This is a genomic window from Escherichia sp. WS1368, assembly GCF_046487485.1.
Lineage (GTDB): Bacteria > Pseudomonadota > Gammaproteobacteria > Enterobacterales > Enterobacteriaceae > Escherichia > Escherichia coli.
The window spans coordinates 18334-33064 of sequence record NZ_JBJQJI010000013.1; the positions used below are offsets into that span (position 1 = coordinate 18334).

13 protein-coding genes and 1 other annotated feature are annotated in these 14731 nt (G+C 53.1%); of the genes, 10 read left to right on the forward strand and 3 right to left on the reverse strand.

The genetic code is table 11. The annotated features are described in order from the left end of the window. Positions 1 to 43: 43 nt before the first annotated feature. A complete protein-coding gene (mscK, locus tag ACJHYD_RS18855) occupies positions 44 to 3406 on the forward strand; it encodes a mechanosensitive channel MscK (protein ID WP_000177746.1) in 3363 nt (1120 codons plus the stop codon). A gap of 38 nt (positions 3407 to 3444) precedes the next feature. Here mscK and rsmS read toward each other — a convergent pair whose 3' ends face one another. Both rsmS and priC read right to left on the reverse strand, forming a co-directional pair. After that, on the reverse strand, positions 3445 to 3609 hold the full coding sequence (gene rsmS / locus ACJHYD_RS18860) for a pleiotropic regulatory protein RsmS (RefSeq protein WP_000051143.1): 165 nt from the start codon (positions 3607 to 3609) through the stop codon (positions 3445 to 3447). 13 nt (positions 3610 to 3622) lie between these two features. Continuing rightward, positions 3623 to 4150, reverse strand: a complete 528-nt coding sequence (gene priC, locus ACJHYD_RS18865) for a primosomal replication protein N'' (RefSeq protein WP_001522038.1) — start codon at positions 4148 to 4150, stop codon at positions 3623 to 3625. Positions 4151 to 4219: 69 nt separating this feature from the next. Between priC and ACJHYD_RS18870 the strand changes: the two genes are divergently transcribed. From ACJHYD_RS18870 to hemH, 8 genes are all read left to right on the forward strand, one after another. Beyond that, a complete protein-coding gene (locus ACJHYD_RS18870; RefSeq protein ID WP_001188905.1) occupies positions 4220 to 4597 on the forward strand; it encodes a DUF454 family protein in 378 nt (125 codons plus the stop codon). Positions 4598 to 4749: 152 nt separating this feature from the next. Then, positions 4750 to 5301 (forward strand): adenine phosphoribosyltransferase, encoded by a 552-nt coding sequence (gene apt, locus ACJHYD_RS18875; protein WP_000127356.1) that lies wholly within the window; start codon positions 4750 to 4752, stop codon positions 5299 to 5301. A 128-nt stretch (positions 5302 to 5429) separates the two neighbouring features. Further along, the gene (gene dnaX, locus ACJHYD_RS18880) at positions 5430 to 7361 is read left to right on the forward strand and encodes a DNA polymerase III subunit gamma/tau (protein WP_000122013.1); all 1932 of its coding nucleotides are present in this window, start codon (positions 5430 to 5432) and stop codon (positions 7359 to 7361) included. Then, positions 6694 to 6758 (forward strand) — a sequence feature (DnaX frameshifting element). Its footprint overlaps the gene before it by 65 nt. A gap of 52 nt (positions 7362 to 7413) precedes the next feature. Then, positions 7414 to 7743 carry a YbaB/EbfC family nucleoid-associated protein gene (locus tag ACJHYD_RS18885; protein WP_000467098.1) on the forward strand — a complete coding sequence of 110 codons (330 nt, stop codon included), beginning with the start codon at positions 7414 to 7416 and terminating at the stop codon, positions 7741 to 7743. Beyond that, on the forward strand, positions 7743 to 8348 hold the full coding sequence (gene recR, locus ACJHYD_RS18890) for a recombination mediator RecR (RefSeq protein ID WP_001195025.1): 606 nt from the start codon (positions 7743 to 7745) through the stop codon (positions 8346 to 8348). Before ACJHYD_RS18885 ends, recR begins: the two co-directional genes overlap by 1 nt. Positions 8349 to 8457: 109 nt before the next feature. Continuing rightward, on the forward strand, positions 8458 to 10332 hold the full coding sequence (htpG, locus tag ACJHYD_RS18895) for a molecular chaperone HtpG (RefSeq protein WP_000678201.1): 1875 nt from the start codon (positions 8458 to 8460) through the stop codon (positions 10330 to 10332). 180 nt (positions 10333 to 10512) lie between these two features. Continuing rightward, positions 10513 to 11157: an adenylate kinase gene (gene adk, locus ACJHYD_RS18900; RefSeq protein WP_001220233.1), complete on the forward strand. Its 645-nt coding sequence runs from the start codon at positions 10513 to 10515 to the stop codon at positions 11155 to 11157. 131 nt (positions 11158 to 11288) lie between these two features. Then, positions 11289 to 12251 carry a ferrochelatase gene (gene hemH, locus ACJHYD_RS18905; RefSeq protein ID WP_001250117.1) on the forward strand — a complete coding sequence of 321 codons (963 nt, stop codon included), beginning with the start codon at positions 11289 to 11291 and terminating at the stop codon, positions 12249 to 12251. Here the strand turns inward: hemH and aes are convergent. After that, positions 12248 to 13207 (reverse strand): acetyl esterase, encoded by a 960-nt coding sequence (aes, locus tag ACJHYD_RS18910; protein WP_000764314.1) that lies wholly within the window; start codon positions 13205 to 13207, stop codon positions 12248 to 12250. The genes hemH and aes overlap by 4 nt on opposite strands. Positions 13208 to 13358: 151 nt before the next feature. On the opposite strand from aes, the gene gsk reads away from it, so the two are divergent. Beyond that, positions 13359 to 14663, forward strand: coding sequence for an inosine/guanosine kinase (gene gsk, locus ACJHYD_RS18915; RefSeq protein ID WP_000671574.1), 1305 nt, complete (start codon positions 13359 to 13361; stop codon positions 14661 to 14663). The last annotated feature ends 68 nt before the right edge of the window (positions 14664 to 14731 follow it).

The window sequence follows — 14731 nt, forward strand, 5'->3', positions numbered from 1 at the left end:
ACTTTTTCAGGTCGTTCTTCAGGTTCAGAAACCTTCATTCATCATGACTATGTTCCAGTATTACAAACGATCACGGCATTTTGTTTTTTCAGCATTTATTGCTTTTGTTTTTGTCTTGTTATGCCAGAACACGGCGTTTGCGCGGGCGTCATCGAATGGTGATCTGCCGACAAAAGCGGACCTGCAGGCACAACTTGACTCACTGAATAAACAAAAAGATCTTTCTGCTCAGGACAAACTGGTGCAGCAGGATCTGACAGATACATTAGCCACCCTCGATAAAATCGATCGCGTAAAAGAAGAGACAGTTCAGCTACGGCAAAAAGTCGCTGAAGCGCCGGAAAAAATGCGCCAGGCGACCGCGGCGTTAACTGCACTTAGCGATGTCGATAATGACGAAGAAACGCGCAAAATTCTGAGTACGCTTTCGTTGCGCCAGCTGGAAACTCGCGTTGCCCAGGCGCTGGACGATTTGCAGAACGCACAAAACGATCTGGCGTCTTATAACAGCCAGTTGGTTTCGTTACAGACGCAGCCCGAACGCGTGCAAAATGCGATGTATAACGCTTCGCAGCAGCTGCAACAAATTCGCAGTCGTCTGGATGGGACTGATGTCGGCGAGACTGCCTTACGTCCCAGCCAGAAAGTGTTAATGCAGGCTCAGCAGGCTTTGCTGAATGCCGAGATTGACCAGCAGCGTAAAAGCCTGGAAGGGAACACAGTCTTACAGGATACCTTGCAAAAGCAACGGGATTACGTGACGGCGAACAGCGCCCGTCTGGAGCACCAGTTGCAGCTGTTGCAAGAAGCAGTAAACAGCAAGCGCCTGACTTTAACCGAAAAAACGGCGCAGGAAGCCGTCTCCCCGGATGAAGCCGCGCGTATTCAGGCTAATCCGCTGGTGAAGCAGGAACTGGAAATTAACCAGCAGTTAAGTCAGCGTCTGATTACCGCGACTGAAAACGGTAATCAGTTGATGCAGCAAAACATTAAAGTCAAAAACTGGCTGGAGCGGGCGCTGCAATCGGAACGCAATATTAAAGAGCAGATTGCCGTCCTGAAGGGCAGCCTGCTGTTGTCTCGTATCCTTTACCAGCAACAACAAACGCTGCCCTCGGCGGATGAGCTGGAAAACATGACCAACCGCATCGCGGATTTGCGTCTCGAACAGTTTGAAGTTAACCAGCAGCGTGATGCACTCTTCCAGAGCGATGCGTTCGTCAACAAACTGGAAGAAGGTCACACCAACGAAGTCAACAGCGAAGTTCACGATGCGTTATTGCAAGTAGTTGATATGCGTCGCGAATTGCTGGATCAGCTTAACAAACAGTTGGGTAACCAGCTGATGATGGCCATTAACCTGCAAATCAACCAGCAGCAGTTAATGAGTGTGTCGAAAAACCTGAAATCCATCCTGACTCAGCAAATCTTTTGGGTGAACAGTAACCGTCCAATGGACTGGGACTGGATCAAAGCGTTCCCGCAAAGCCTGAAAGATGAATTTAAGTCGATGAAAATCACAGTGAACTGGGAAAAAGCATGGCCTGCCGTTTTTATCGCTTTCCTCGCCGGTTTGCCGCTGCTGTTGATTGCCGGGCTGATCCACTGGCGTCTGGGCTGGCTGAAAGCGTATCAACAGAAACTGGCTTCCGCTGTGGGTTCCCTGCGTAACGACAGCCAGCTCAACACACCAAAAGCGATCCTTATCGACCTGATCCGTGCGCTGCCGGTGTGCCTGATTATTCTCGCGGTTGGCCTGATTCTGTTGACCATGCAACTCAACATCAGCGAACTGCTATGGTCGTTCAGTAAAAAACTGGCGATTTTCTGGCTGGTGTTTGGCCTGTGCTGGAAGGTACTGGAGAAAAACGGCGTTGCCGTGCGTCACTTTGGTATGCCGGAACAGCAGACCAGCCACTGGCGTCGGCAAATTGTCCGCATCAGTCTCGCATTGCTGCCTATCCATTTCTGGTCTGTGGTGGCAGAACTTTCCCCGCTGCATCTGATGGATGATGTGCTGGGGCAGGCGATGATTTTCTTCAACCTGCTGCTGATTGCCTTCCTGGTATGGCCGATGTGCCGCGAAAGCTGGCGTGATAAAGAGTCGCACACCATGCGACTGGTCACCATTACCGTGCTGTCGATTATCCCGATTGCGTTGATGGTGCTGACCGCCACGGGTTATTTCTACACCACGCTGCGCCTCTCCGGGCGTTGGATTGAAACCGTTTATTTGGTGATCATCTGGAACCTGCTGTACCAGACGGTATTGCGCGGCTTAAGCGTAGCGGCGCGGCGTATCGCCTGGCGTCGTGCGCTGGCGCGTCGGCAGAATCTGGTGAAAGAGGGCGCGGAAGGTGCTGAACCGCCGGAAGAACCCACCATTGCACTGGAGCAGGTTAACCAGCAGACGCTGCGTATTACCATGTTGCTGATGTTTGCGCTGTTCGGTGTCATGTTCTGGGCAATTTGGTCCGATTTGATCACCGTGTTCAGCTATCTGGACAGCATCACGCTCTGGCATTACAACGGCACTGAAGCTGGCGCTGCGGTGGTGAAAAACGTCACCATGGGCAGTCTGTTGTTTGCGATTATCGCCTCAATGGTAGCCTGGGCGTTGATTCGCAACCTGCCTGGTCTGTTGGAAGTGTTGGTGCTCTCGCGCCTGAACATGCGGCAGGGCGCGTCGTATGCCATTACTACCATCCTTAACTACATCATTATTGCCGTTGGTGCGATGACGGTGTTCGGATCGCTGGGCGTCTCGTGGGATAAACTCCAGTGGCTGGCGGCAGCATTATCCGTAGGTCTTGGTTTTGGTTTACAAGAGATCTTCGGTAACTTCGTCTCCGGTTTGATCATTCTGTTCGAACGTCCGGTGCGCATTGGCGATACGGTAACCATTGGTAGCTTCTCGGGGACGGTAAGTAAGATCCGTATTCGTGCGACAACGATTACCGATTTCGATCGCAAAGAAGTGATCATCCCGAACAAAGCGTTTGTTACCGAGCGTCTGATCAACTGGTCGTTGACTGACACTACTACGCGTCTGGTGATCCGTCTCGGCGTGGCCTATGGCTCCGATCTGGAAAAAGTGCGTAAAGTGTTACTGAAGGCGGCGACTGAGCACCCAAGGGTGATGCACGAACCAATGCCGGAAGTCTTCTTTACGGCGTTTGGTGCCAGCACGTTGGATCATGAGCTGCGTCTGTATGTGCGTGAACTGCGTGACCGTAGCCGTACTGTCGATGAGCTGAACCGTACTATCGATCAGCTGTGCCGTGAAAACGATATCAACATTGCCTTTAACCAGCTTGAAGTGCATCTGCACAACGAGAAGGGCGATGAGGTGACGGAAGTCAAACGCGACTACAAAGGCGACGATCCGACACCAGCGGTAGGGTAAGGACAATAAAGGGCGACAGTGATGCCGCCCTTTATTTTTTACTCGCTTTGCGAAGCCTCATCGCTCTGTAACTTCTTTTCATAATCACGCTTCACAATATCCAGCGCGCGCAGCACGGTGCGGGCTGGGATCTGATTTTCTTCCAGCAGCACAATCAAATCGACAGCCAGTTTGACATCGTCAGGGGCATTTTCCAGTGACATACTCTCTCCATTGCTAGCGGGTTAAGCGCGCTAGCCTGTTTTCGATTTTTTCCAGCGCATGGCGGCAGCGTGCCAGGCGCGCTTCATAGGCTTCCACTTCACGATGCAGCGTTTGCTGTTCCACGAGATCGGTCACCCGCGCCAGGCGGGCTCGACGTTCGGCTACCATCTCACGTAGCCGCCGCTCAAAATCCTGATGCTGAATACGTTTACGCTGCCAGCGGGCAATTTTCGGTGGCGCACTGTCCCACTCGCGTAGCGACCAGGCTGTGGCTTCACGCGCTATAGCCTCCAGTTGCGCCGCCAGATGTTCTGCCAGCCAGGCCACTTGCGGCAGCTGTTGCTGCTCAACCGCATGACGAAGCGCAGCCATGTTATCGCCCGCCTCATCGAGACAAGCCTGCAGTGTTGTCGCACGGGTCTGAAAAAGGTGCCTGTCAAAGCGGGCACTTAGCGTGGCAAATTGCGCTACCGGGGCACAACGCTGGCGCAGCGTGGCGAGCTGTCCTTCCAGTTTTTCCAGCAGCAGGGCGGTTTTCATGATAAGACCTCAATGAAAATGATAATTGTTATGCTAAAGTAGCCACTCTGTAAGCTGACAACACTCAATATGCAACGAATCATTTTAATCATCATTGGCTGGCTGGCGGTAGTGCTGGGTACGCTGGGCGTGGTATTACCGGTATTACCGACGACGCCGTTTATCCTGCTGGCGGCCTGGTGCTTTGCCCGTTCTTCCCCGCGCTTTCACGCCTGGTTGCTGTACCGCTCATGGTTTGGCAGCTATCTACGTTTCTGGCAGAAACATCATGCGATGCCGCGCGGCGTCAAACCGCGGGCGATTTTGCTTATTTTGCTCACGTTTGCAATTTCTCTGTGGTTCGTCCAGATGCCATGGGTGCGCATCATGTTGCTGGTAATTCTCGCCTGTTTGCTTTTTTATATGTGGCGAATTCCGGTGATTGATGAAAAGCAAGAAAAGCACTGAAGCACAACAATCGCAGTTGCAATTATTGCGTACAGCCAGTACATTCTGGCGTTTTCGAGCACAGGCGCAGGCGGTCAAAGGTTAAACAACTGTTACTTTTGATACGTTTAAAACGCGCCGTGAGTACCACCGTAACAAGCAGGCATACACTTATGACCGCGACTGCACAGCAGCTTGAGTATCTCAAAAATAGCATCAAAAGCATTCAGGACTACCCAAAACCCGGCATTCTTTTCCGTGATGTCACCAGCTTACTGGAAGACCCGAAAGCTTACGCTCTCAGCATCGACTTGCTGGTTGAGCGTTACAAAAATGCGGGCATTACCAAAGTTGTCGGCACCGAAGCGCGTGGCTTCTTGTTTGGCGCTCCGGTAGCTCTGGGTCTGGGCGTTGGCTTTGTACCGGTCCGTAAACCGGGCAAACTGCCGCGTGAAACCATCAGTGAAACTTACGATCTGGAATACGGCACCGATCAGCTGGAAATCCACGTTGATGCCATCAAACCGGGCGACAAAGTTCTGGTGGTGGACGATCTGCTGGCAACCGGCGGCACTATCGAAGCGACCGTTAAACTGATCCGTCGTCTGGGTGGTGAAGTGGCTGATGCTGCGTTCATTATCAATCTGTTCGATCTCGGCGGCGAACAGCGTCTCGAAAAACAGGGCATTACCAGCTACAGCCTTGTTCCGTTCCCGGGCCATTAATTATCGCCAGTCTTGTGCTGCCCACGCTACGGACAGCACAAGATGTGCATTCAGCCTCGCCGTTCTGACGGGGCTGTGTTAGCATTACCCCTTCGTGAATCCACCTTCCAGCGTTTCAGAGCCTGCCAATGAGTTATCAGGTCTTAGCCCGAAAATGGCGCCCACAAACCTTTGCTGACGTCGTCGGCCAGGAACATGTGCTGACCGCACTGGCGAACGGCTTGTCGTTAGGGCGTATTCATCATGCTTATCTTTTTTCCGGCACCCGTGGCGTCGGAAAAACCTCTATCGCCCGACTGCTGGCGAAGGGGCTAAACTGCGAAACCGGCATTACCGCGACGCCGTGCGGCGTGTGCGATAACTGTCGTGAAATCGAGCAGGGGCGCTTTGTCGATCTGATTGAAATCGATGCCGCCTCGCGCACTAAAGTTGAAGACACTCGCGACCTGCTGGATAACGTCCAGTACGCTCCGGCGCGTGGTCGTTTCAAAGTTTATCTGATCGACGAAGTGCATATGCTGTCGCGCCACAGCTTTAACGCACTGTTAAAAACCCTTGAAGAGCCGCCAGAGCACGTTAAGTTTCTGCTGGCGACGACCGATCCGCAGAAATTGCCGGTGACGATTTTGTCACGTTGTCTGCAATTTCATCTCAAGGCGCTGGATGTCGAGCAAATTCGCCATCAGCTTGAGCACATCCTCAACGAAGAACATATCGCTCACGAGCCGCGGGCGCTGCAATTGCTGGCACGCGCCGCTGAAGGCAGCCTGCGAGATGCCTTAAGTCTGACCGACCAGGCGATTGCCAGCGGTGACGGCCAGGTTTCAACTCAGGCGGTCAGTGCGATGCTGGGTACGCTTGACGACGATCAGGCGCTGTCGCTGGTTGAAGCGATGGTCGAGGCCAACGGCGAGCGCGTAATGGCACTGATTAATGAAGCCGCTGCCCGTGGTATCGAGTGGGAAGCGTTGCTGGTGGAAATGCTCGGCCTGTTGCATCGTATTGCGATGGTACAACTTTCGCCTGCTGCACTTGGCAACGACATGGCCGCTATCGAGCTGCGGATGCGTGAACTGGCGCGCACCATACCGCCGACGGATATTCAGCTTTACTATCAGACGCTGTTGATTGGTCGCAAAGAATTACCGTATGCGCCAGACCGCCGTATGGGCGTTGAGATGACGCTGTTGCGCGCGCTGGCGTTCCATCCGCGTATGCCGCTGCCTGAGCCAGAAGTGCCACGCCAGTCCTTTGCGCCCGTCGCGCCAACGGCAGTAATGACGCCAACCCAGGTGCCGCCGCAACCGCAATCAGCGCCGCAGCAGGCACCGACTGTACCGCTCCCGGAAACCACCAGCCAGGTGCTGGCGGCGCGCCAGCAGTTGCAGCGCGTGCAGGGAGCAACCAAAGCAAAAAAGAGTGAACCGGCAGCCGCTACCCGCGCGCGGCCGGTGAATAACGCTGCGCTGGAAAGACTGGCTTCGGTCACCGATCGCGTTCAGGCGCGTCCGGTGCCATCGGCGCTGGAAAAAGCGCCAGCCAAAAAAGAAGCGTATCGCTGGAAGGCCACCACTCCAGTGATGCAGCAAAAAGAAGTGGTCGCTACGCCGAAGGCGCTGAAAAAAGCGCTGGAACATGAAAAAACGCCGGAACTGGCGGCGAAGCTGGCGGCAGAAGCCATTGAGCGCGACCCGTGGGCGGCTCAGGTGAGTCAACTTTCGCTACCAAAACTGGTCGAACAGGTGGCGTTAAATGCCTGGAAAGAGGAGAGCGACAACGCAGTATGTCTGCATTTGCGCTCCTCTCAGCGGCATTTGAACAACCGCGGCGCACAGCAAAAACTGGCTGAAGCGTTGAGCATGTTAAAAGGTTCAACGGTTGAACTGACTATCGTTGAAGATGATAATCCCGCGGTGCGTACGCCGCTGGAATGGCGTCAGGCGATATACGAAGAAAAACTTGCGCAGGCGCGCGAGTCCATTATTGCGGATAATAATATTCAGACCCTGCGTCGGTTCTTCGATGCGGAGCTGGATGAAGAAAGTATCCGCCCCATTTGATCGTAAGCACAGCTTACGTTCGTCATCCTTAACGTGATTGAGAGAGAAACCTATGTTTGGTAAAGGCGGTCTGGGTAACCTGATGAAGCAAGCCCAGCAGATGCAAGAAAAAATGCAGAAAATGCAGGAAGAGATCGCGCAGCTGGAAGTCACCGGCGAATCTGGCGCAGGTCTGGTAAAAGTGACCATTAACGGTGCACACAACTGCCGTCGCGTAGAGATCGACCCGAGCCTGCTGGAAGACGACAAAGAGATGCTGGAAGACTTGGTGGCTGCAGCATTCAACGACGCAGCACGTCGTATTGAAGAAACGCAGAAAGAAAAAATGGCCTCTGTATCCTCCGGAATGCAGCTGCCGCCTGGCTTTAAGATGCCGTTCTGATGCAAACCAGCCCGCTGTTAACACAGCTTATGGAAGCACTGCGCTGTCTGCCGGGCGTTGGCCCGAAGTCGGCGCAGCGTATGGCGTTCACGCTGCTTCAGCGCGATCGTAGCGGCGGGATGCGTCTGGCGCAGGCGCTCACCCGGGCGATGTCGGAAATCGGCCACTGCGCCGATTGCCGCACCTTCACCGAACAGGAAGTCTGTAACATCTGTTCGAATCCGCGTCGTCAGGAAAACGGTCAAATCTGCGTGGTGGAGAGTCCGGCGGACATCTACGCCATTGAGCAGACGGGGCAGTTTTCAGGCCGTTATTTTGTGTTGATGGGGCACCTGTCACCGCTGGACGGCATCGGTCCGGATGATATCGGCCTTGATCGTCTGGAACAGCGTCTGGCAGAGGAAAAAATCACTGAAGTGATCCTCGCCACCAACCCCACTGTTGAAGGTGAAGCTACCGCTAACTACATTGCCGAGCTTTGCGCGCAATATGACGTGGAAGCCAGCCGAATCGCTCATGGCGTACCGGTTGGCGGCGAACTGGAAATGGTCGATGGCACCACGCTGTCACACTCCCTTGCCGGGCGTCATAAGATTCGTTTTTAAGCAAACGAGAGCAGGATCACCTGCTCTCGCTTGAAATTATTCTCCCTTGTCCCCATCTCTCCCACATCCTGTTTTTAACCTTAAAATGGCATTATTGAGGTAGACCTACATGAAAGGACAAGAAACTCGTGGTTTTCAGTCAGAAGTGAAACAGCTTCTGCACCTGATGATCCATTCTCTCTATTCCAATAAAGAAATCTTCCTGCGTGAGCTTATCTCTAACGCCTCCGATGCGGCGGACAAGCTGCGTTTCCGCGCGCTCTCTAACCCGGACCTGTACGAAGGTGATGGCGAACTGCGCGTTCGTGTCTCTTTCGATAAAGACAAGCGTACGCTGACCATCTCCGATAACGGCGTAGGGATGACCCGCGACGAAGTGATTGACCATCTGGGGACTATCGCTAAATCCGGCACCAAATCATTCCTCGAATCCCTGGGTTCTGACCAGGCGAAAGACAGCCAGCTGATCGGTCAGTTTGGTGTTGGTTTCTACTCTGCGTTTATCGTGGCCGACAAAGTGACCGTGCGTACTCGCGCGGCAGGCGAAAAACCAGAAAACGGTGTTTTCTGGGAATCGGCTGGTGAAGGTGAATACACCGTTGCCGACATCACCAAAGAAGATCGTGGTACTGAAATCACCCTGCATCTGCGTGAAGGCGAAGACGAGTTCCTCGATGACTGGCGCGTGCGTTCCATCATCAGCAAATACTCCGACCATATCGCGCTGCCGGTAGAGATCGAAAAACGCGAAGAGAAAGACGGCGAAACCGTTATCTCTTGGGAAAAAATCAACAAAGCGCAGGCGCTGTGGACTCGTAACAAGTCGGAAATCACCGATGAAGAGTACAAAGAGTTCTACAAACACATCGCCCACGACTTTAACGATCCGCTGACTTGGAGCCACAACCGCGTTGAAGGTAAGCAGGAGTACACCAGCCTGCTGTACATTCCGTCTCAGGCACCGTGGGATATGTGGAACCGCGATCATAAACACGGTCTGAAACTGTATGTTCAGCGTGTGTTCATCATGGACGACGCAGAACAGTTCATGCCGAACTATCTGCGCTTCGTGCGTGGTCTGATTGACTCCAGCGATCTGCCGCTGAACGTTTCCCGTGAAATCCTCCAGGACAGCACGGTAACGCGTAACCTGCGCAATGCGCTGACCAAGCGTGTGCTGCAAATGCTGGAAAAACTGGCGAAAGACGACGCGGAAAAATACCAGACCTTCTGGCAACAGTTTGGCCTGGTACTGAAAGAAGGTCCGGCGGAAGATTTCGCTAACCAGGAAGCGATCGCCAAACTGCTGCGTTTTGCTTCTACCCATACCGATTCTTCTGCGCAGACCGTGTCTCTGGAAGACTACGTTTCCCGCATGAAAGAAGGGCAGGAGAAAATCTACTACATTACCGCAGACAGCTATGCGGCAGCGAAGAGCAGCCCGCACCTGGAACTGCTGCGTAAGAAAGGCATCGAAGTTCTGCTGCTTTCCGACCGCATCGATGAGTGGATGATGAACTATCTGACTGAGTTCGACGGTAAACCGTTCCAGTCGGTGTCTAAAGTTGACGAGTCGCTGGAAAAACTGGCTGACGAAGTTGATGAGAGCGCGAAAGAAGCGGAGAAAGCACTGACTCCGTTCATCGACCGTGTGAAAGCCCTGCTCGGCGAGCGTGTGAAAGATGTCCGTCTGACTCACCGTCTGACCGATACGCCAGCGATTGTCTCTACCGATGCGGACGAAATGAGCACCCAGATGGCGAAACTGTTCGCTGCGGCGGGCCAGAAAGTGCCAGAAGTGAAATACATCTTTGAACTGAACCCGGATCACGTACTGGTGAAACGTGCGGCAGATACTGAAGATGAAGCGAAGTTCAGCGAGTGGGTAGAACTGCTGCTGGATCAGGCGCTGCTGGCAGAACGCGGCACGCTGGAAGATCCGAACCTGTTTATTCGTCGTATGAACCAGCTGCTGGTTTCCTGATGTCATGCCGGATGACCTTCGTGTCATCCGGCATTTTTCTTTTCATTATCTGCACTTTCCGCAAATTATCTCGCCATTAACCGTTTCAGCCCCAGGTGCCTTTCTTGAGGCAATCGCCTGTTGGTGGTATCGTTTATCGCTTTTTCAAAAAATTCGACACATTTTAAGGGGATTTTCGCAATGCGTATCATTCTGCTTGGCGCTCCGGGCGCGGGGAAAGGGACTCAGGCTCAGTTCATCATGGAGAAATATGGTATTCCGCAAATCTCCACTGGCGATATGCTGCGTGCTGCGGTCAAATCTGGCTCCGAGCTGGGTAAACAAGCAAAAGACATTATGGATGCTGGCAAACTGGTTACCGACGAACTGGTGATCGCGCTGGTTAAAGAGCGCATTGCTCAGGAAGACTGCCGTAATGGTTTCCTGTTGGACGGCTTCCCGCGTACCATTCCGCAGGCAGACGCGATGAAAGAAGCGGGCATCAATGTTGATTACGTTCTGGAATTCGACGTACCGGACGAACTGATCGTTGACCGTATTGTCGGTCGCCGCGTTCACGCGCCGTCTGGTCGTGTTTATCACGTTAAATTCAACCCGCCGAAAGTAGAAGGCAAAGACGACGTTACCGGTGAAGAACTGACTACCCGTAAAGACGATCAGGAAGAAACCGTACGTAAACGTCTGGTTGAATACCATCAGATGACTGCACCGCTGATCGGCTACTACTCCAAAGAAGCGGAAGCGGGTAACACCAAATACGCGAAAGTTGACGGCACCAAGCCGGTTGCTGAAGTTCGCGCTGATCTGGAAAAAATCCTCGGCTAATCAAGCCGCAGCAGATCTGCTTTCGGGCAGGTCTGCTCATTCTCCTCAGGCAATACCTCTCACAGCAATTAGTTCTTCTTCTTCACTTTTCCGCTACAATTATCAACAAGTTGAATCGATAAGAGGCGGTAATGCGTCAGACTAAAACCGGTATCCTGCTAGCAAACCTGGGTACGCCCGATGCCCCCACACCTGAAGCGGTAAAACGCTATCTGAAACAATTTTTAAGCGACAGACGCGTGGTTGATACCTCACGGTTGTTATGGTGGCCATTGCTGCGCGGCGTGATTTTGCCACTGCGCTCGCCGCGTGTGGCGAAGCTGTATGCCTCTGTCTGGATGGAGGGTGGCTCGCCGCTGATGGTTTACAGCCGCCAGCAACAGCAGGCGCTGGCACAACGTTTACCGGAGACGCCCGTAGCGCTGGGAATGAGCTACGGCTCGCCATCACTGGAAAGCGCCGTAGATGAACTCCTGGCAGAGCATGTAGATCATATTGTGGTACTGCCGCTTTATCCGCAATACTCCTGTTCAACGGTCGGTGCGGTATGGGATGAACTGGCACGCATTCTGGCGCGCAAACGTAGCATTCCGGGGATATCGTTTATTCGTGATTACGCCGATAACCACGATTACATTAATGCACTGGCGAACAGCGTACGTGCTTCTTTCGCTAAACATGGCGAACCGGATCTGCTGCTGCTCTCTTATCATGGCATTCCCCAGCGTTATGCAGATGAAGGCGATGATTATCCGCAACGTTGCCGCACAACGACTCGCGAACTGGCTTCCGCACTGGGGATGGCACCGGAAAAAGTGATGATGACCTTTCAGTCGCGCTTTGGGCGGGAACCCTGGCTGATGCCTTATACCGACGAAACGCTGAAAATGCTCGGAGAAAAAGGCGTAGGTCATATTCAGGTGATGTGCCCGGGCTTTGCTGCGGATTGTCTGGAGACGCTGGAAGAGATTGCCGAGCAAAACCGTGAGGTCTTCCTCGGTGCGGGCGGGAAAAAATATGAATATATTCCGGCGCTTAATGCCACTCCGGAACATATCGAGATGATGGCTAATCTTGTTGCCGCGTATCGCTAAAGCTGAGCGGTAAAGAACTGAGCGCCGTCGCGAAGAGCCTCGTCGGCGGTTTTCATCATCCGTGAATAATGCAAAAAGGCGTGCAGCGTGCCTGGGTAGAGTTTGAACTCACAGGGCTGCTGATGCGCCGCTAACGTCTGGTAAAGCAGACGGCTGTCATCCAGCAGCGGATCGAACTCCGCCCCGGCAATAAAACAGGGCGGAACTTCGCGAGTGAGATCATTATTAAACAGGCAGTAATACGGCGACTCGCGGTCCGCGTCGTTGCTTAAATACGCCTCTTCATACATCTGTAAATCCTGTTGCGTTAAGCCATCCCAGACACCGCCCAACAGACGACGAGTCACGGAATCCCGTAATCCGTAAAGCCCATACCACAGCAAAACGCCCGCAACTTTACCGCAATCGATCTGTTTATCACGCAACCACAACGCACTGGCGAGCGCCAGCATGGCACCTGCGGAATCACCGGCAAAGCCAATGCGGGACATATTGATTTGATAATCCTCCGCCTGCTGGTGGAAATAACAACAAGCAGCCACAATTTCCTCTATCGCTTGCGGAAAACGCGCTTCAGGTGAAAGGGTGTAATCAATACCAATCACCGTACATTGGCTGTAGCTTGCCAGCAGGCGCATGATGCGATCGTGGGTATCGAGATTGCCGAGAATAAAACCGCCTCCATGCAAATAAAATAGCGTCGCTGGGCTATCTGGCTGCGGACAAAAGAGACGTGTTTCCACCTGCCCATATTTTGTTGGAACCATGTAAGCTCTGGTTGCCATTTCTGGAGCGCCCGCATTCCAGAATCGGCGCTCAAGCGTGTAATACTGTCGTTGCTCAGCAATCGTTCCCGTTGCGGGCCAGGGCGGTAAATCCGGCTGAAGAGTATTCACAACGGTCTTCATTTCAGCAGAAATAAGGTCCAGAACGGGTAATTTGTTTTCCAGCTTCATGCAAAAACTCCTTTCAAATTACGTCATTGTAAGGAACCACTGCCATGAAAATGCGATCCCGCCTGCTGATATTGAAACTGGCTGCGTCTCGCGCGCTCCCGTCAGATTGTGTTAACATTCGCCGCTCAGTTAACCACCCGTAAAAACAACCATGAAATTTCCCGGTAAACGTAAATCCAAACATTACTTCCCTGTAAATGCACGCGATCCGCTGCTTCAGCAATTCCAGCCAGAAAACGAAACCAGCGCCGCCTGGGTAGTGGGTATCGATCAAACGCTGGTCGATATTGAAGCGAAAGTGGATGACGAATTCATTGAGCGTTATGGATTAAGCGCCGGGCATTCACTGGTGATTGAGGATGACGTAGCCGAAGCGCTTTATCAGGAACTAAAACAGAAAAACCTGATTACCCATCAATTTGCGGGTGGCACTATTGGTAACACCATGCACAACTACTCGGTGCTCGCGGACGACCGTTCGGTGCTGCTGGGCGTCATGTGTAGCAATATTGAAATTGGCAGCTATGCCTATCGTTACCTGTGTAACACCTCCAGCCGTACCGATCTTAACTATCTACAAGGCGTGGATGGCCCGATTGGTCGTTGCTTTACGCTGATTGGCGAGTCCGGGGAACGTACCTTTGCTATCAGCCCTGGCCACATGAACCAGCTGCGGGCTGAAAGTATTCCGGAAGATGTGATTGCCGGAGCCTCGGCACTGGTTCTCACTTCTTATCTGGTGCGTTGCAAGCCGGGTGAACCCATGCCGGAAGCAACCATGAAAGCCATTGAGTACGCGAAGAAATATAACGTACCGGTGGTGCTGACGCTGGGCACCAAGTTTGTCATTGCCGAGAATCCGCAGTGGTGGCAGCAATTCCTCAAAGACCACGTTTCTATCCTTGCGATGAACGAAGATGAAGCCGAAGCGTTGACCGGAGAAAGCGATCCGTTGTTGGCATCTGACAAGGCGCTGGACTGGGTTGATCTGGTGCTGTGCACCGCCGGGCCAATCGGCTTGTATATGGCGGGCTTTACTGAAGACGAAGCGAAACGTAAAACCCAGCATCCGCTGCTGCCGGGCGCTATAGCGGAATTTAACCAGTATGAGTTTAGCCGCGCCATGCGCCACAAGGATTGCCAGAATCCGTTGCGTGTCTATTCGCACATTGCGCCGTATATGGGCGGGCCGGAAAAAATCATGAACACTAATGGAGCGGGGGATGGCGCACTGGCAGCGTTGCTGCATGACATTACCGCCAACAGCTACCACCGTAGCAACGTACCAAACTCCAGCAAACATAAATTCACCTGGTTGACGTATTCGTCATTAGCGCAGGTGTGTAAATATGCTAACCGTGTGAGCTATCAGGTACTGAACCAGCATTCACCTCGTTTAACGCGCGGCTTGCCGGAGCGTGAAGACAGCCTGGAAGAGTCTTACTGGGATCGTTAAGTTATCGTCGGTTCGTAGGCCAGATAAGGCGTTCACGCCGCATCTGGCATTTGGCTCTCGATGCCTGA